At 68.7% G+C, this 18,629-nt stretch carries 16 protein-coding genes; 11 read left to right on the forward strand and 5 right to left on the reverse strand.

Going from position 1 to position 18,629, the window contains the following annotated elements:
• Window positions 1-529: 529 nt before the first annotated feature.
• Genes ACFWQG_RS16350 through rpmH form a run of 5 tightly spaced genes read right to left on the reverse strand, consistent with a single transcriptional unit; the run spans window position 530 to window position 3,101 of the window.
• Window positions 530-1,081, reverse strand: coding sequence for a protein jag (locus tag ACFWQG_RS16350; RefSeq protein ID WP_378508680.1), 552 nt, complete (start codon window positions 1,079-1,081; stop codon window positions 530-532).
• Window positions 1,082-1,138: 57 nt separating this feature from the next.
• On the reverse strand, window positions 1,139-2,197 hold the full coding sequence (yidC, locus tag ACFWQG_RS16355) for a membrane protein insertase YidC (RefSeq protein ID WP_378508681.1): 1,059 nt from the start codon (window positions 2,195-2,197) through the stop codon (window positions 1,139-1,141).
• A gap of 4 nt (window positions 2,198-2,201) precedes the next feature.
• Window positions 2,202-2,564, reverse strand: coding sequence for a membrane protein insertion efficiency factor YidD (gene yidD / locus ACFWQG_RS16360; RefSeq protein ID WP_378508682.1), 363 nt, complete (start codon window positions 2,562-2,564; stop codon window positions 2,202-2,204).
• Window positions 2,565-2,570: 6 nt separating this feature from the next.
• On the reverse strand, window positions 2,571-2,933 hold the full coding sequence (gene rnpA, locus ACFWQG_RS16365; RefSeq protein WP_378508683.1) for a ribonuclease P protein component: 363 nt from the start codon (window positions 2,931-2,933) through the stop codon (window positions 2,571-2,573).
• 24 nt (window positions 2,934-2,957) lie between these two features.
• Window positions 2,958-3,101, reverse strand: a complete 144-nt coding sequence (gene rpmH / locus ACFWQG_RS16370) for a 50S ribosomal protein L34 (protein WP_137876442.1) — start codon at window positions 3,099-3,101, stop codon at window positions 2,958-2,960.
• Between the two features lie 545 nt (window positions 3,102-3,646).
• Here rpmH and dnaA point away from each other — a divergent pair.
• From dnaA to ACFWQG_RS16425, 11 genes are all read left to right on the forward strand, one after another.
• Window positions 3,647-5,239 carry a chromosomal replication initiator protein DnaA gene (gene dnaA / locus ACFWQG_RS16375; protein WP_378508684.1) on the forward strand — a complete coding sequence of 531 codons (1,593 nt, stop codon included), beginning with the start codon at window positions 3,647-3,649 and terminating at the stop codon, window positions 5,237-5,239.
• A gap of 489 nt (window positions 5,240-5,728) precedes the next feature.
• Window positions 5,729-6,913, forward strand: a complete 1,185-nt coding sequence (dnaN, locus tag ACFWQG_RS16380; RefSeq protein ID WP_378508685.1) for a DNA polymerase III subunit beta — start codon at window positions 5,729-5,731, stop codon at window positions 6,911-6,913.
• Complete coding sequence (gene gnd, locus ACFWQG_RS16385; protein WP_378508726.1) at window positions 6,913-7,866, forward strand: phosphogluconate dehydrogenase (NAD(+)-dependent, decarboxylating); 954 nt, start codon at window positions 6,913-6,915, stop codon at window positions 7,864-7,866. Before dnaN ends, gnd begins: the two co-directional genes overlap by 1 nt.
• 1 nt (window position 7,867) lies before the next feature.
• Window positions 7,868-9,058 (forward strand): DNA replication/repair protein RecF, encoded by a 1,191-nt coding sequence (gene recF / locus ACFWQG_RS16390; RefSeq protein ID WP_378508686.1) that lies wholly within the window; start codon window positions 7,868-7,870, stop codon window positions 9,056-9,058.
• A 191-nt stretch (window positions 9,059-9,249) separates the two neighbouring features.
• Window positions 9,250-9,810: a DUF721 family protein gene (locus ACFWQG_RS16395; protein WP_378508687.1), complete on the forward strand. Its 561-nt coding sequence runs from the start codon at window positions 9,250-9,252 to the stop codon at window positions 9,808-9,810.
• Between the two features lie 107 nt (window positions 9,811-9,917).
• A complete protein-coding gene (locus ACFWQG_RS16400) occupies window positions 9,918-10,820 on the forward strand; it encodes a metal-dependent hydrolase (RefSeq protein ID WP_378508688.1) in 903 nt (300 codons plus the stop codon).
• A 20-nt stretch (window positions 10,821-10,840) separates the two neighbouring features.
• Entirely contained in the window at window positions 10,841-11,938 is a 1,098-nt protein-coding gene (locus ACFWQG_RS16405; protein ID WP_378508689.1) for a PDR/VanB family oxidoreductase, read from the forward strand.
• Window positions 11,939-11,956: 18 nt separating this feature from the next.
• Window positions 11,957-12,904 (forward strand): alpha/beta fold hydrolase, encoded by a 948-nt coding sequence (locus tag ACFWQG_RS16410; protein ID WP_378508690.1) that lies wholly within the window; start codon window positions 11,957-11,959, stop codon window positions 12,902-12,904.
• 210 nt (window positions 12,905-13,114) lie between these two features.
• Entirely contained in the window at window positions 13,115-15,154 is a 2,040-nt protein-coding gene (gyrB, locus tag ACFWQG_RS16415) for a DNA topoisomerase (ATP-hydrolyzing) subunit B (protein WP_378508691.1), read from the forward strand.
• Between the two features lie 332 nt (window positions 15,155-15,486).
• Window positions 15,487-18,219, forward strand: coding sequence for an ATP-binding protein (locus tag ACFWQG_RS16420; protein WP_378508692.1), 2,733 nt, complete (start codon window positions 15,487-15,489; stop codon window positions 18,217-18,219).
• Entirely contained in the window at window positions 18,216-18,629 is a 414-nt protein-coding gene (locus tag ACFWQG_RS16425; RefSeq protein WP_378508693.1) for a roadblock/LC7 domain-containing protein, read from the forward strand. Before ACFWQG_RS16420 ends, ACFWQG_RS16425 begins: the two co-directional genes overlap by 4 nt.

Consider the following 18,629-nt stretch of genomic DNA (forward strand, 5'->3'; position numbering starts at 1 on the left):
CGCGGCAGCGCACTACCGTCACAGTGACGGAATGTGCCCATGTCGAGATAACCGGCCGGACACCGAAGGACACGAATCACCTCCCATCGGGCGACCCGTCCGCGCCGGTCACCGAAGCGCACCCGAATTGCCCTGTACTGCAGCACCATTCGACGTTCGGTCCGCGAAGCGGCGCGGGGAGTGGGGAGGCGCCGCATCCGGGCGGACCCGACCGCGGCGTCGACGCCCGAAATCGAGGTTATCCACAGGCGATCACCACCCCGGCGTCACGGAAACACGCCCGATCATGGGGATCCCCGAGACCATCCGAGAATTCCACAGGCCTCGCCCCACCCTGTGGATGAATTCTCGGTCCAGGCCGTCCCGGTGCGCTCGGACCGACCACCGGACTCCGCGCGCCGGACGCGGGCCCGCGGGTGTGAGGCAAGGGTTGGAACGCCAGCGCGCCGTGCACTGATTCACGTGAAACACCGCACAACGACGAGGGGCTCCCGACCATCCGGTCGGGAGCCCCTCGTGAGGTGAAGCGTCAGCCCTTGATGACGACCACGCGACGGGACGGCTCGGCGCCCTCGCTCTCGCTGGAGACGCCCTCGACCGACGCGACCGCGTCGTGCACGATCTTGCGCTCGAACGGTGTCATGGGGGAGAGGGACTCGGATTCGCCGGAGTCGAGAACCCGCTTGGCGGCGGCAAGTCCGATCTCCGTGAGCTCCGCGCGCCTGCCCGCGCGCCAGCCGGCGATGTCGAGCATCAGACGGCTGCGGTCACCGGTGGCCTGCTGCACGGCGAGCCGGGTGAGCTCCTGCAGGGCGTCGAGAACCTCGCCCTTGCGCCCGACCAGCTTCGCCAGGTCCTCGCCGCCGTCGATGCTCACGACCGCACGATCGCCCTCGACGTCGAGGTCGATGTCGCCGTCGAAGTCCAGGACGTCCAGCAGCTGCTCGAGGTAGTCGCCCGCGATCTCGCCCTCCTCGACGAGCGCGTCCTCCTCGTCGATCTCGTCCACGGGCGCTTCCACTGTCACGTCCGCCACGACCTCGTCATCTCCGTCCCGTCCGGTAGCCGGATCGTTCGCCATCGTCGTTCTCTTCTCTGTGAAGGGGAGCGCTGCCGCGCTCAGAAGTCGGGTGCCGCCTCAGCGTTTGCGCTTGTTCTTGCCGCGGTTTCCGGTCGGTTTCGCACCGGGCTTGGGCTTCGAGTCGGACGCGGTCGGGGCGGGAGAGTCCGGACCGTCCGACGGCTCCGCCGCATCCGTTCCGGCGTCAACGGCCTGCGCGGCCGCCGCACCCTTGCGCTTGACCGGCTTCGCACCCGGCTTCGGCGCGTTCTCGGCACGCCGCTCGAGCGCCTTGGCCTTCTTTTCTTCCTCTTCCGCATCGATGCGCCGGAACACCAGGTGCTGCTGAGCGTAGGTCCAGATGTTGTTCGACACCCAGTACAGCAGGATCGCGATCATCAGGAACGGGCCGCCGACGAGCACGCCGAGCGGGAAGACCCACAGGGACAGCTTGTTCATGATCGCGGCCTGCGGGTTCGCCGCCGCCGCCTCGCTCTGGCGGGCCACCGACGCACGGGAGTTGAAGTGGGTTGCCACCGACGCGATGATCATCAGCGGAATCGCGACGGCCGCGATGGTCCACACCGTCGGGATCGGCACACCGTAGGCCTCGAGCTGCGCCTTCGGGGTGGTCATCGCGGCGGCGATCGGGGCACCAAACAGGCGTGCATCGAGGAACGACTGGACGTCCGCCGCCGAGAACGCGTAGTTCGCGGTGTTGGCGTTCTCCTCCACCGTCATCCCGAGCTGGCCGAACCCGGTGCCGGTGCGGTTGAAGGATCGCAGGACGTGGAACAGGCCGATGAACACCGGCGCCTGCAGCAGCACCGGCAGGCAACCCATCAGCGGATTGAACCCGTGCTCCTTCTGGAGCTTCTGCATCTCCAGCGCCATCCGCTGGCGATCATTGGAGTACTTCTTCTGCAGCGCCTTGATCTGCGGCTGCAACTCCTGCATCTGCCGGGTGGTGCGGACCTGCTTGACGAAGGGCACGTACAGGATCGCGCGCAGGGTGAACACCAGGAACATCACCGACAGCGCCCACGCGAAGCCGTTGTCTGCCCCGAGGAAGGAGCCGAACACCTTGTGCCAGACCCACAGGATCCAGGACACCGGGTAATAGATGAAGTCGAGCACGGCTCTAGGTACTCCTCTGTTCGCCCACGTTCAGCAGATCGTGGGGTTGCTTACCAGTGTCCAGGTCCGCGGCACCGCGCTCGCGGTGACGACCGGATCCGCGCGGTGGCACCGGATCCCAGCCGCCAGGATGCCAGGGCCCGCACTTGAGCAGGCGCACCACGGTCAGGATCATTCCCACCGCGGCGCCACGCTCACGCAGCGCGTCGACCGCGTACTCGCTGCAGGTCGGGGCAAACCGGCAGGTCGGCATCCGGGTCGGCGAGACATAGCTGCGGTACAGCTCGATGCAGAAGATCAGGCCCCGCGCGGGGGCGCGCCGGATCATGCCGAACGGCCCCGTCCCTGTCGAGAGGTTGCGAGTCATTGGGGCCTACCCACCGATGAGGTTCAGCTTGCGCAGCCCGGATCGGAGTTGCCGATCCAGGTCGGCGGACGAGGCGGTTGCCGCCCCGGGAAGTGCCCGGATCACCACGAACGTCCCCTCGGACACATCGTCGACCAGGCTCGCGCAGATATGACGAAGCCGGCGCGCGACTCGATGTCGAATCACCGCCGGCCCGACAGCCTTGCTCACAACCAAACCGAAACGCGGACCCGGATCCCCGACGAGCGACTCGTGCGTGGCCTCGGTCAGGGCGTGGACGACCACATCCCGACGGGCCGCGCGGCGTCCACGGCGAACCGTGGACGCGAAGTCCGCACGACGACGTAACCGGTGCGGCTCAGGAAGCACCCCGAGCTCCCGCGCTCTACGCGGTCAGGCGGAGAGGGTAGCGCGGCCCTTTTGGCGACGCGCAGAGATGATGGAGCGGCCCGCACGGGTCCGCATCCGGAGACGGAAGCCGTGAACACGCGCGCGGCGGCGATTGTTCGGCTGGAACGTCCGCTTGCCCTTGGCCACGGTCGACACTCCTTGTAAATCGTCGGCGCCGGGAGACGCCATCTGTAGCTGAGATTCGGGTGTTCCCCGATCGGCGACGGCACGCGGAGGCACGCGCGTTCTCGTGAACAACACGTGGCCAGCATGAGACCGCCACCTCGAACTCGGGTGACTGTACGAGAGTACGCAGCGCCGCCGGTCAGGTCAAACCGCGACGGGTCCCGACACGCCACGTGACCCGAGATGCTTGCCCGGTCTTGACATCTGTGCACAGGTCCGGCCCCGAGGTGTGGCACGCGGCACCATCGGCGAGCGGACCGGATCAGCAGAGGACCGCATCATCGCAGGTGGGAGGCGCATTGAGCTGGGGTTTCCCGGCCCAGTCCGGACCCGACCCGATACCGGAAAACGTTATCCACACTTGTGGATAATTGTGTGGAAACACTGTTCAGGTGGCATATTCGTAGCCTTGTGCGGGGAAGTTATCCCCAGGGGTGAACAGCCCGCGATCGTCGACGCAACCGAGCGGCGGCGACTCCCCACGCACCGATCCGGGAGGGCCGACGTTGAACGAGGAAGCGAACACCCTGGCACGGGTGTGGGTGGACGTCCTCGACGAGTTGACCGCGGACGCTGCAGGCCACCCGCTCACCAAGGCGCAGAAGGCGATGCTGGCGCTCGTCCGGCCGCTGACGCTTGCCCAGGGATTCGCGCTGCTGTCGGTGCCCTCGTCGTTCGTCCAGGAGGCGATCGAACGCGATCTGCGCGAACCGATCCTGCAGACCCTCAACCGGCACATCGACGAGGGGGTCGCGGGACTCGGTGTCCGCGTCGCCCCGCCCACCGATGCCCAGCCCGCTCCGGCCCCGCCCGCCCCGGCCCCGGAGCCCGCGCCCGCGCCGCCGCCCTCGGTCCGGCAGGCCGAAGCCGAGTCCGCGAACGCGGGAGCGGTGAGCGTGGAGGCCTTCCGTCGACGCAGGCCCGGCATCGGTGACGCCGACCTCTTCGAACCCGACCCGGGCGAACACGACGAGGTGGACGAGGACGGCGAGGCCATCGCCAGCGTCAACGAGTCGTGGCCCGCGTACTTCACCAAGCCGCCCGCCCCGGCCCCCGCCGGCTCCGACGGCAACAGCCTCAACGCCAAGTACACGTTCGACACCTTCGTGATCGGTGCGTCCAACCGGTTCGCGCACGCCGCGGCGGTCGCCTGCGCGGAGGCACCTGCCCGCGCATACAACCCCCTGTTCGTGTGGGGTTCGTCGGGCCTCGGCAAGACGCACCTGCTGCACGCCGCCGGCCACTACTCCCAGCGACTGTTCCCCGGCATCCGGGTCCGGTACGTCTCCACCGAGGAGTTCACGAACGACTTCATCAACAGCCTGCGCGACGACCGCAAGGTCGCGTTCAAGCGCCGCTACCGGGAGACCGACGTCCTGCTCGTCGACGACATCCAGTTCATCGAGGGCAAGGAGGGCATCCAGGAGGAGTTCTTCTACACCTTCGAGGCGCTCCACAACGCCAACAAGCAGATCGTCATCACCTCCGACCGGCCGCCCAAGCAACTGGCGACGCTCGAGGAGCGGCTCCGCACCCGGTTCGAGTGGGGCCTGATCACCGACGTGCAGCCGCCCGAACTTGAGACCCGCATCGCGATCCTCAGCAAGAAGGCGCGGATGGACCGGCTCGACGTTCCGCACGACGTCCTCGAGTTGATCGCGAGCAGGCTCGACCGCAACATCCGCGAACTCGAGGGCGCGCTGATCCGCGTCACGGCGTTCGCGTCCCTCAACCGCCAGCCCCTCGACCTCGCCCTCGCCGAGGTGGTCTTGCGGGACCTGCTGCCGGACTCGACCCCCCTCGAGATCGACGCGCCGACCATCATCGCGGCCACCTCCGAGTACTTCGGGATGGCGATCGAGGATCTGTGCGGCCCCGGCAAGACCCGGCCGCTGTCCCAGGCCAGGCAGATCGCCATGTACCTCTGCCGGGAGCTGACCGACCTATCGTTGCCGAAGATCGGCAACGCGTTCGGACGCGACCACACCACGGTCATGTATGCCGACAAGAAGATCCGCAAGGAGATGACCGAACGGCGCAAGGTCTACGACCAGGTGCAGGAACTCACCGCCAGGATCAAGCAGCGCGCCAAGCGCTGACCGCACCCCGCTCGCCCCTCGGCGGTTCGTCCACCCGGACGGACCGCCGATTTCGTGTGCCGTGCACAACTCCGCACAAACACCGTCCGACTGTGGACAACCCGGTGTACAACTAGGGAATCGCTGTGGACAGTGTGGGAACAACGATGAACAACTCAGCGGTTCTCCACAACCGTCCCCAATTCGTCCCCCGTCGATCCACACGGGCTCCCCAGGCCGACACGGTCAGCGACCAGCGAGGAAGGGGACTTCTGCACAGTTTTCACAGGACCTACTACTACTGCTTGTATTTCTCTCCAGTTCTCCCTTTGAAAACAGGTTCTGTGGAGTCCGTTCGTACACAGCCGCTCCGCGCCGCCCGGACGGGCGAGGTGACGCGCCGGTTTCGGCTTTAAACTTCGACCGGAAGGGCCTACGGTGGGCTTCTGCCCCGTCGTGTGAGACGGACGGTGGCACGGTGATGCATCTACGGAGAGGATCAGCCCAGCGATGGAGCTCGGGAGCATGAAATTTCGGGTCGCCCGGGAAGACTTTGCAGAGTCCGTCGCATGGGTGGCCCGCAGTCTCCCGTCACGGCCTCCGGTCCCGGTTCTCGGTGGTGTGCTGATCTCCGCGGACGAGCAGGGCCTGACGATCTCCGGATTCGACTACGAGGTCTCTGCACAGGTTCGGATCTCGGCAGAGGTGTCCGATCCCGGTCAGGCCCTGGTGTCCGGCAAGCTGCTCGCCGACATCACCCGGTCCCTGCCGCTGAAGCCGGTCGACCTGGTCGTTGACGGTGCTCGAGTGCTCATCACCTGCGGCAGCGCCAAGTTCTCCCTCCCGACGATGCCGGTCGAGGACTATCCACAGCTTCCCGAACTGCCGCAGCAGACCGGTTCGTTGCCCGTCGACGTGTTCTCCGAGGCAATCGGTCAGGTCGCGATCGCAGCGGGCAAGGACGACACCCTGCCGATGCTCACCGGCATCCGGGTCGAGATCGAGGGCAGCAACGTGGTCCTCGCCGCCACCGACCGGTTCCGGCTCGCGGTCCGTCAGATCGAATGGACCCCGACCAACCCCGACACCAGCGCCGCGGTGCTGATCCCCGCGAAGACCCTGTCGGAGGCAGCGAAAACTCTTGGGGGAAGCTCCAATTCGCCGGTTGAGTTGGCCTTCGGTGCGGGATCGTCGGTTGGGTCGGAAGGCCTGCTCGGCATCGTCGGTGAGGGCCGACGCACCACCACCCGCCTGCTGGATGCGGAGTTCCCGAAGTTCCGGCAGCTGCTGCCGCCCGAGCACACCGCCATCGCCACCGTCGAGGTCGCCCCGCTCGTCGACGCGATCAAGCGCGTCGCACTCGTCGCCGAACGCGGCGCCCAGGTCCGCCTGCAGTTCTCCGAGGATGGGCTGCTGCTCGCCGCAGGCGGGGAGGACGCCGGACGCGCCGAGGAGGCCCTTGAGGCCCGGTTCCAGGGCGAGTCGCTCACCATCGCGTTCAACCCGACGTACCTGACCGAGGGGCTGACCTCGCTGCACAGCGACCGGGTCACCTTCGGCTTCACCACGCCGAGCCGCCCCGCCGTGCTCCGGCCTGCCGAGGACGAGGAACCCCAGCCCGGCGACGGCGGCACCTTCGCAGCCCCGGACAGCGCCTATACCTACCTGCTGATGCCGGTCCGGCTTCCCGGCTGATTCCCGCGGCCCGAGACCGTCACCGCACGTCCACCACCGAAGGGAGCCACCCGATGCAGCTGGGATTGGTCGGCCTCGGAAAAATGGGCTTCAACATGCGGGAGCGGTTGCGGGCGGCCGGCCACCAGGTGGTGGGGTACGACCCGCGACCCGAGGTCACGGACGTGGCCTCGCTCGCGGACCTGGCGGCCGCGCTCGATACACCCCGGGTGGTGTGGGTGATGGTCCCGTCCGGGCAGATCACCCGGGATACCATCGCCGCTCTGACCGACGTGCTGACGAGCGGCGACCTGGTGATCGACGGCGGGAACTCGCGGTTCACCGAGGACCGGCCACACGCAGAACTGCTGGCGCAGAAGGAGATCGGCTACGTCGATTGCGGTGTCTCCGGTGGCGTGTGGGGCCTGGAAAACGGGTACGGCCTGATGGTCGGTGGCGCGGACGACGACGTCGCACGAGCCATGCCGATCTTCGATGCCCTTCGTCCGGACGGGGAACGCGCCGACGGCTTCGTGCACGCGGGGCCGGTTGGCGCGGGCCACTACGCGAAGATGATCCACAACGGCATCGAGTACGGGCTGATGCACGCCTACGCCGAGGGCTACGAACTGCTCGAGGCAGAAGACCTGATCACCGATGTGCACGGCGTGCTACGGGCCTGGACCACGGGCACCGTGGTGCGGTCGTGGCTGCTGGACCTGCTCGTCAAGGCGCTTGCGGAGGACCCCGACCTGGCGGCGATCTCCGGGTATACCCAGGACTCCGGTGAGGGTCGGTGGACCGTCGAGGAGGCGATCAACCACGCCGTCCCGGCTCCGGTTATTTCGGCGGCACTGTTCGCGCGGTTTGCGTCAAGGCAGGCCGACTCGCCCGCGATGAAGGCAGTGTCGGCACTCCGCAACCAGTTCGGTGGTCATGCGGTGCAACGCGTTTCGGAATCCGGGCAGCCATAGGGTGTTCGTCCGCAAGTTCTCGCTCCGCAACTTCCGATCGTGGGACGCCGTCACCCTCGAACCCGGACCGGGCATCACCCTGTTCCTCGGTCCGAACGGGCACGGCAAGACCAACCTGCTCGAGTCGCTCGGCTACCTCGCGACCCTGTCGTCGCATCGGGTGTCGACGGATGCCCCGCTGATCCGGGCCGGGGCGACGGCGGCCCAGATCGGCGCCGTGGTGGTCAACGACGGCCGCGAACTCTCGATCGATGTGGAGATCAACGACGGCAGGGCCAACCGGGCCCGGATGAACACCTCACCGCTGCGCAGGCCCCGAGAGATCCTCGGGGTGCTGCGCGGGGTGTTGTTCGCGCCCGAGGACCTGTCCCTGGTCCGCGGCGACCCGGGTGACCGTCGCCGGTTCGTCGACGAGTTGCTCAGCAGCCGGATTCCGCGGATGGCGGCGGTCCGTTCGGACTACGACAAGGTGCTGCGGCAGCGGTCCGCGCTACTCAAGACCGCCAGCGGCGCGCTGCGTCGCGGGAATAGGTCGACCGACGGCACGAGTGCCCTTGCCACACTTGATGTTTGGGACGGCCATCTGGCCGCGCACGGCGCCGAGCTGCTGGCCGGGCGGATGCGGCTGATCGCCGAGTTGGGGCCGCACGTCGCGGAGTCGTACGCGCGGATCGCACCCGAGTCCCGCCCGGCCTCGATCGGGTACCGGTCGAGTCTCGGTGCGTCGCTGCCGCCGGAACTCGCCGATCCACAGCATCGGTGGACCCGCGACGACGTCGAATTGGTGGAGGCGTGCTTCCTCAACGAACTCGCCCAGGCCAGGCAGCGGGAGATTGAGCGCGGCGTCTGCCTTGTCGGACCGCATCGCGACGACCTGGAACTCCGGCTCGGGGACCAGCCAGCGAAGGGGTTTGCCAGTCATGGCGAGTCGTGGTCGTTCGCGCTGTCGCTGCGCCTTGCCGCGTTCGCGCTGCTCCGCTCCGACGGCACCGACCCGGTGCTGATGCTCGACGACGTGTTCGCCGAACTGGACCGCAAGCGTCGGCGGGCGCTCGCCGAGGTGGCGGCCGACGCCGAGCAGGTGCTGATCACCGCCGCCGTCGCCGAGGACGTTCCCGAGGAGCTGCACGCGACCAGGTTCGCGGTCGAGGCCGTCGACCGCCCCGACGGCCGCACCTCCACCGTCCGCTGACCCCACCCCACCAGCACCCCACCCCTCTACTTCCCTGACCGAATGTGGGATTCGGTCACTTAGACCGACCGAATCCCACATTCGGTCAGGGGGCGGGGTGGTCAGTGAGGTGGGTGGTCAGGGGGCGGGGTGGTGCGGCGGGACGCGGGCGGGGCGGAGTGCTGGGATGATCGACGGAGAAGGGAGTCGCGATGAGTGAGCAGGCGGATGCTCCGGGTGCACGACCCGGAAGCGGGGAGCCCGAACTGCGCGGCATCGACCTGGCCCGCCGGGCGCTTGAGGAGGCGCGGGCCGCGGCGAAGGCCAGCGGCAAGTCGGTCGGCCAGGGCCGGTCGTCGCCGAAGCCCAGGACGCGCGGCACGGGCCGACGGGGCTGGTCCGGCGCCCGACCCGATGCCAGGGATCCGCAACCGTTTGGGGCGTTGGCCAGTACGGTCGCGAAGAGTCGCGGCTGGTCGCCGCGGGTGTCGGAGGGGACCGTATTCGGCAGGTGGCAGCAGGTGGTCGGGGTGGACATCTCCGCGCACGCCGAGCCGGTGGCGTTGAAGGACGGGGTGCTCAGCGTTTCCGCCGAATCCACCGCGTGGGCGACGCAGCTGCGGCTGATGCAGGCCCAGATCCTCGCGAAGATTGCGGCCGCGGTCGGGGACGGGGTGGTCACCAGCCTGCGGATCGCCGGGCCGACCGCGCCGAGCTGGCGCAAGGGGGAACGGCACGTGCGCGGACGCGGCCCGCGCGACACCTACGGGTAACCGGAGGCTCCACAGGCCAGGGATTGCCTATTACGCAGTGTTACAGTTACCTTCTTCTGGAGTGAACTGTGTCACCGCGATGCAGTCGCGTCGCCGAAGGGAGCCCGATGGCCGTCGACACCACCGCGTCCGCGCTCGAACCCGACAACATCCTGCTGCAGGCGCGCAACGTCCGCTTCGACTGGTCGGACCTGCCGATGCACTGGGTCGAGGGTGACCCCTTCACGACGCACGTGTTCAACGTGATGCACATCCTGCTGCCCGCGGGCGAGGACTGGTTCGTGGAGACCTTCAAGGAGGCACTCCCGCTGATCGAGGACGAGAAGCTGCGCGGCGACGTCGCCGGGTTCATCGGACAGGAGGCGATGCACTCAAACGCGCACTCCGGCGTCCTCGACCATCTGAAGGCCAAGGGTCTCGACACCACGCCGTACACCGATCAGATGCACTGGGTCTTCACCCACCTGCTCGGTCCGCGCCCGCTCACCTCGGGCCGGAAGGAAAACTACCTCGTCGAGCGGCTCGCGCTGATCGCGGCGATCGAGCACGTCACCGCCTTCCTCGGCGACTGGGTGCTGAACGCCCGGGCGCTCGACGGTGCGGGCGTGCACCCGACGATGCTGGACCTGCTGCGCTGGCACGGGTCCGAGGAGGTCGAGCACCGCTCGGTCGCCTATGACGTCATGCGCTACTTCGACAAGCGTGAAAGCCGAAGGCTGCGAACGCAATTGATCGCAACTCCGGCACTGGTGTACCTCTGGATCCGGGGCACCCGGTTCCTGATGGCCAACGATCCCGAGCTCGCGAACTGGTCACATCACCGCCGCCGCCCGCACTGGTCGGACTTCCGGGCGGCGGGCAGGCGGGGCGTGCTCCCGACAACGACCGATCTGGTCAGCCGGATGAGCCGCTACTTCCGTCGCGACTACCACCCGTCCAGCGAGGGATCCACCGCACAGGCCGTCGCCTACCTGGCCTCCTCTCCTGCGGCGCAGGCCGCGGTCCGCTGATTCGTCGAACGCGAGAAGTCATGCCGTCCATCATTAATCGCCGCACACCCGGGCCGGTGCCCGCAGACCTGCGCGGGCGGGGCCGCCCGGATCGGATGATGGCCGCCCTCGGGGCGGTCGCCGAGCGCTACGTCGGGGTCCTCGCCGGCCACGACTACAACCGTGACCATGCCGGGCACAACCCGGATTCCGCCATGACCCTCGAGGTCGTCGACCGCCGGATCGTCGCGCGGGATGAGCAGGTTGTTGCACTGGCGTTCGGCACGATCGACGGCGGCGACCTGCCCGCCTGGCAGCCGGGGTGTCACCTCGACTTCCACCTGCCGTCGGGCAGGAGAAGGCAGTACTCACTGTGCGGGGACCCGGCGGACCGGTCCCGGTACACGGTTGCCGTGCGGGCGATCCCGGACGGCGGGGGTGGGTCGCTCGAGATGCACGCGCTCCAGCCGGGGGCGAGGGTGACGGTGCGTGGTCCGCGCAACGGGTTCCCGTTCGTCGGCGGCGGCAGCGCGCTGTTCGTGGCAGGTGGGATCGGGATCACCCCGATCCTCTCGATGGTGCGGGCCGCGCGGGCAGCCGGCATGGACTGGCAGTTCGTCTACTCCGGCCGCTCCCGGGACACGATGCCGTTCCTCGATGAGATCGAATCATGGGAACAGGACCGGGTTTTCGTGCGAACCGACGACGAGCACGGCGTGCCGGCCGCGGCCGACCTGCTGGGACGGGCCGCGCCGGGGGGTGCGGTGTACTGCTGTGGCCCGGCGCCGATGCTCGACCTGGTCCGCGCGAGCTTCCCGCACACCCCGGCCACCGCCCTGCACATCGAAAGATTCGGCGCCCCAGATGTTCTCGACGGAACACCGTTCGACGTCGAGCTCGCCCGCACCGGTGAGGTGTTGACCGTCCCCGCGGATCGCACCGCACTGCAGGTGGTCCGGGAGCGACTGCCGGGGATCGGCTACTCGTGCCAGCAGGGCTTCTGCGGCACCTGCCGCGTCCGGGTTCTCGAGGGTGTCCCCGACCATCGGGAAGCCCGGCTCACGCCGGACGAGCAGCGGACCGACATGCTGCTCTGCGTGTCCCGGGCTGCGGGCGAGCGTCTCGTGCTCGATCTCTGACCCGTCGAAGGAGTATCAATGACCCACCCCGCCAACGGTTTCCTCGCTCCCGCCGTTGCCACCACGGTGCGCAACGGCGACATCGAGCTCGCGGTATTCGAGCAGGGGAACCCGGACGGCCCGACGATCGTGCTGGTGCACGGCTGGCCGGACACCCACCTGCTCTGGGACCACGTGGTTGCCGAACTCGGCAGCGACTTTCGGGTCGTCACCTACGACACTCGGGGAGCGGGCCGGTCGACCTCGCCGACCCGGGTCGCGGACTACGACCTGGAGTTGCTTGCGGCCGACCTGTTCGCGGTCGTCGATGCCGTCGGCCGCGGTGAACCCGTGCACGTGCTCGCGCACGACTGGGGGTCGCTGGAGTCGTGGGAGGCGGTGTGCGCGCCGGGCGCGGGGGATCGGATCGCCTCGTTCACGTCCACCTCGGGGTGGTGCTTCGATCACCTCGGCCACTGGATGTGGCGAAACCTGCGGAACCCGACACCCAGGGGGCTGGCCCGGGTCGCGGCGCAGTGGGCGGCCTCCTTCTACGCCCTGCTTTTCCACATCCCGGTCGTGCCGGAGCTGGTCACCGGACGCCTGCTTGCTCCGCGCTGGCCGCTGTTTTTGTCGCTGTTCGACCGGATGGAACCGACCCTGGCCCGGCCGGCGGTCACGATCGGCCGGGATGCCGCGAATGGACTCAAGCGGTACCGCGCGAACACCAGGCAGCGGATCCTGCGTCCGCGGGACCGGCGGACCGACATCCCGGTCCAGCTGATCGTCAACACCAGGGACAAGGCGGTGCTGCCCTTCGCGTTCGAGGACACCGACCACTGGGTCACCGACCTGCGGCACAGCGAGACCGCCGCCGGGCACTGGGCACCGCTCTCGCATGCGCCCGAGATCGCCCGGCTGACGGCGAACTTCGTGCGCGACGTGATCGGCCGCACGTCGCCCGGCGACACCGCGATCCGCGCCTGACGGTATCCGCGGTGTGGCGCGGCCGCCGAAACTGCGTCTACGGGCAGCTCAGGGGTGTCGCAGATGCCCTGCTGTCCGGCTCTACCAGTAGGATGGTGCGGTAACTCGCGGCCACGTCGTCGGCCGCGATCGCCATGCCGGCGAAACCGTTCGCGCGATGGACGTCGTGCGGGGGACCGTCGTGTGAACGAGAAGGAGAGCACACCTCCCGTGGCTGCCCAGAAGTCAGACAAGAGCACTGGAAACAAGGAGTACGGCGCCTCTTCGATCACCGTCCTCGAGGGACTCGAGGCGGTCCGGAAGCGTCCCGGCATGTACATCGGCTCCACCGGTGAGCGCGGCCTGCACCACCTCATCTGGGAGGTCGTCGACAACTCGGTCGACGAGGCGATGGCCGGACACGCGTCCAAGGTCGAGGTGACAATGCTCGCCGACGGCGGCATCGAGGTCGTCGACGACGGCCGCGGCATCCCGGTGGGAATGCACGCCTCCGGCGCGCCGACCGTCGAGGTCGTGCTCACCCAGCTGCACGCGGGCGGCAAGTTCGACTCCGACGCGTACGCGGTCTCCGGCGGCCTGCACGGCGTCGGCATCTCCGTGGTGAACGCCCTGTCGACGAAGCTCGAGGTTGAGATCGACACCGACGGGCACCACTGGTTCCAGACCTACACGAATGCGGTTCCGGGGGAGCTGATCCAGGGCGAGCCGACGAAGCGGACCGGCACCACCGTCCGGTTCTGGGCGGATCCGGAGGTCTTCGAGACCACGAACTACAACTTCGAGACCGTCGCGCGCCGGCTGCAGGAGATGGCCTTCCTGAACAAGGGCCTGACCATCACCCTCACCGACGAGCGGGTCGCGGACGAGGAGATCACCGACGAGGTCGTCAGCACGACGGCCGATGCGCCCAAGACCGCCACCGAGACCGAGGCCGAGGCCAGCGCGCCGGTGCACAAGGTCAAGTCGCGCGTCTACCACTACCCGGGTGGCCTCGAGGACTACGTGCGGTTCATCAACCGCACGAAGCAGCCGATCCACAACTCGGTCGTCGGTTTCACCGCGAAGGGCACCGGCCACGAGCTCGAGATCGCGATGCAGTGGAACTCCGGGTACTCGGAGTCGGTGCACACCTTCGCGAACACCATCAACACCCACGAGGGCGGTACCCACGAGGAGGGCTTCCGCGCTGCGCTGACCGCGACGGTGAAGAAGTACGCCAAGGAAAAGAAGCTGGTCAAGGACAAGGACCCGGAGCTGTCCGGAGACGACATCCGCGAGGGTCTGGCCGCGATCATTTCGGTGAAGGTCGGCGAGCCGCAGTTCGAGGGCCAGACCAAGACCAAGCTCGGCAACACCGAGGTCAAGTCGTTCGTGCAGAAGGCGTGCAACGAGCATCTCGCGCACTGGTTCGAGTCGAACCCGGCCGACGCGAAGACGATCGTGAGCAAGGCGGTGTCGTCCGCGCAGGCCCGCACCGCCGCCCGCAAGGCGCGTGAGCTGGTCCGACGCAAGAGCGCCACCGACATCGGCGGCCTGCCCGGCAAGCTGGCGGACTGCCGGTCCAACGATCCGAGCAAGTGCGAGATCTACATCGTCGAGGGCGACTCCGCCGGTGGCTCGGCGAAGTCCGGCCGCGACTCGATGTACCAGGCGATCCTCCCGCTGCGCGGCAAGATCATCAACGTCGAGAAGGCCCGCATCGACCGGGTCCTCAAGAACGCCGAGGTCCAGTCGATCATCACCGCGTTCGGCACCGGCATCCACGACGAGTTCGACATCGCCAAGCTGCGGTACCACAAGATCGTGCTGATGGCCGACGCCGACGTCGACGGCCAGCACATCTCGACGCTGCTGATGACGCTGCTCTTCCGGTTCATGCGCCCGCTGATCGAGCACGGTCACGTCTATCTCGCGATGCCGCCGCTGTACAAGCTCAAGTGGCAGCGCTCCGAGCCGGAGTTCGCCTACTCGGATCGCGAGCGGGATGGCCTGCTTGAGGCCGGGTTGGGCGCGGGCAAGAAGATCAACAAGGACGACGGCATTCAGCGCTACAAGGGCCTCGGCGAGATGAACGCCAAGGAACTGTGGGAGACCACGATGGACCCGTCGGTCCGGATCCTGCGCCAGGTCACCCTGGACGATGCTGCGGCGGCCGACGAGCTGTTCAGCGTCCTGATGGGTGAGGACGTGGAGGCTCGACGCAGCTTCATCACCCGAAACGCGAAGGATGTCCGTTTCCTCGACGTGTAGCGGTACCGCCGCAGGCCGGGCGCCCGTGTGATCTCACTCACGCTGGCGCCCGGCCTGTGGCGTATCGATCGGTCACGCAAGCCCGCGTCCTCTGTGACCGGTGTGACGGGTGATGTCCTGGTGTCCAGTTCTGGCGTCGTGACCGACGAATTTGGTCACGACGACATAACCGAATGGGTACATTCGCACTTCTGGCCCGGGGGCGCAGCCTCTACACTCCGGTATCGCCCAGCAAACAGCTTTCGGCGCCCGTGCGAACACTCGGGGGTGGGGGAGGACGGTGCAGGTCGGCAACCCGCATCGGACCTGGGTGGAAAGTGAGCGTTGGAGAGATGAACGAACAAGCACCGCCTGCGAGCAGGCTCTGGAACCTCGAGGGCTGGGGTCTGCGGTGGAAGGTCACCGCAGTGCTCGCGATCCCGGTCACCGTCGCGATGGTGCTCGGTGGGCTGCGCGTGCAGGAGGAGCTGAGCCGAGCGGTCCGGTACAGCACCGCGGCCGACCAGGTCTCCAGCATCCCGGACATCGTCAAGCTCGGTACCGACTTCGGCCTCGCCTCCGCGGGCTTCAGCGTCGGCGCGCTCATGCCGGAGGATCTCGTCGGCCTGGAGGGGTCGATCGAGCAGGTCCGCACCGCGGCCGAGAACCCCGAACTGCCCGACGACCTGACCGACCGGTTGCGTGCGTCGCTCGGCGCCATCGAGGGAATCCAGACCGAGATGGAGGCCAAGGCTCCCGTCCGGCCCGACCTGCCCGAGCAGACCTCCGCGATCCGCGCCGACCTGACCAGGATCGTCGACGACATCGTCTCGCCGATCGACGACACCGGTGTGATGACCGCGCATCGTCAGCTGGTCGACGCGTGGTCGGCGCAGCGCCGGATGGCCGACCAGGTCACGGGCGCGCTCGAGATGATGACGAACCCCAACGCGTCGTCCACCGACTTCATCACTGCGTCCGGTGCCGAGATCGCGATGATCGACTCCCTGGCCCGCTCGTTCCCCGCGGCGGCGCCGCGGCTCGACGCGCTGACCGAGGCGGTGCACACCCGACTGGCCACCGTCGACGCGGCGCAGGGAGGCGCCTGGCCGCTGCTCGAACTGCGCCAGTCCATGGTGGAGAGCGTCGGAACCTACAGCGACCTCGTCGCCGAGTCCGCCGAGGCCATCACCTCCACCGTCGCCGCCCGCGCCGACGAGACCCGATCGTCGGCCCTGCGCGACGCCGCCCTCGTCCTCGCGACGCTGCTCGCGGCGCTGGTCCTGGCGCTGCTCGTGTCCCGATCCCTGGTCGGGCCGATCCGCAGGCTCCGCTACGGCGCGCTGCGGGTCGCCCGTAAGGATCTGCCGGAGGCGATTGACCGGGTCAAGGCGGGTGACACCGACGCGGTCAAGCACTTCGAACCCGTGCCCGTGCACACCACGGAGGAGATCGGCCAGCTCGCCCGCGCGGTCGACGACATCCACGCGCAGGCACTCAAGCTCGCCGGTGAGCAGGCCAGCCTGCGGCTGCAGATCGGCGACATGTTCGAGACCCTCGCGCGCCGGTCGAAGTCGCTCGTCGACCAGCAGCTCGGCCTGATCGAGGCCCTCGAGTTCGAGGAAAAGGACCCGAAGCGACTCGAAAGCCTGTTCCGGCTCGACCACCTCGCCGCGCGCATGCGCCGCAACGGCGACAACCTGCTGATCCTCTCCGGAACTCAGACGCGTCGCGGCCAGTCCGCGCCCGTTCAACTGGGCGACGTGGTTCGCGCGGCGATGTCCGAGGTCGAGGAGTACCAGCGGGTCCAGGTCGGATCCACCCCGAACGGCGCCCTCGGCGGCGGCGTCGCGACGGACATCATGCACGTGCTCGCGGAGCTGCTCGACAACGCGCTGCGCGCCTCCCCGCCGGACACGAAGGTGCGGATCGCCTTCGCCCGCGCGGTCGACGGCGGCGTCCTCCTCGAGGTCACCGACCAGGGCATCGGCATCCCGGCCGCCGACCTCGCGGTGATCAACGAGCGGCTCGCGTCCGGTGGTCAGGTCGGACCCGAAACCGCACGCCACATGGGCCTGTTCGTGGCCAGTCGGCTCTCGGAACGGCACGGCCTGACCGTCCGGCTGCGGCACGCCATGAGCGAGGGCCGGGAGCAGGGCATCACCGCGAGCGTGCACATTCCGGCGAGCCTGCTGATGTCACCGGTCGAGATGGAACTCACCGGACCCCAGGCCAGGGTCGACACCGGCTCGATCCCCGAGGTGACCGTCGTCGAGTCCGGTCAGATGCCGCAGCTGGTGACGGGGTCGCACCCGGCGCTGTCGAGGCGCGCCCTGCCGACGCCGCTCACGCCGGACCCGTACGGCGAGGCCCCCGTCGCCCCGGCCGTCGTCACCCCGGAATCGCCAGCCCCGGAACCGGTCGCGGGGGAGCAGTCCGCACCCCCGACGGCCCTGACCGCGCAGAACGGCCTGCCGCAGCGTGTTCCCGGCTCGACTCCCGGTCTGCCGCAGCGCACCCCCGGGGCATCCGGGGCGCCGCGCCCGGCGTCCGCCGGCGCGGGGATTCCGCCCGCACCGGTTCCCGACCTGCCCCCGCCTGCCCCGGCCGCTCCGCCAGCCGCTCCGCTTGCGGCTCCGCCCGAGCCGGACCTGCCAAGCAGGCACCGCTATCGCAGCAACCCGGTCAAGACCGCGTCGTTCTTCCAGAACCGGCCCAATCCGGGTGCGACGCAGGACGTCACGAGCACGGGCACCCCGATCTTCTCCGGCATGGTGTCGGACTGGTTGACCGATCCCACCGAGCCGCACGGCATCGGACGGGACTGGACGTCGGCGGCGGACGAGGGGTGGCGGGCCGCGGACCGCGCCGCCGAGGCCCCGATCGACGGCAGGACCGAGTCCGGCCTGCCGCAGCGGACACCGGGGCGGCGGCTCGTGCCCGGCCACGCGGAGTCTGCGGCGGCGCGGAGTCGGTTGCGTGACCCTGAGGCGGTACGTGAGAACCTCAGCCGTCACCAAATGGGAATTCGCGCGGGTCGTGCCGCCGGCACGGCCGAACGCAACAGCAACGGAGGAGACAAATGAGCAGCGAACAGGTGTCCGAGGGCCATCCGCTGGACTGGCTCGTGTCGAACTTCGCCCGCGACGTGCCGGGGGTCTCGCATGCCGTCCTGGTCTCCGCGGACGGCCTGCTGATGGCCGGGAGTGCGCACCTGCCGACCGACCGCGCCGAGCAGCTCGCCGCGGTCACCTCCGGACTGGCCAGCCTGTCCGCGGGCGTGTCGAACCTGTTCGACGGCGGCGGCGTCCTGCAGTCGGTCGTCGAGATGCAGCAGGGATACCTGCTGCTGATGAGCGTCGGCGACGGATCGCATCTGGCCGCGCTGACCTCCACCAACTGCGACATCGGACAGGTCGGCTACGAGATGGCGCTCCTGGTCGACCGGGTCGGCGCCTCCGTCCAGGCGGTGCCGCGGTCGGCGATGGGCACCTGA

The organism is Rhodococcus sp. NPDC058532, assembly GCF_042719255.1.
Taxonomy (GTDB): domain Bacteria; phylum Actinomycetota; class Actinomycetes; order Mycobacteriales; family Mycobacteriaceae; genus Rhodococcus_G.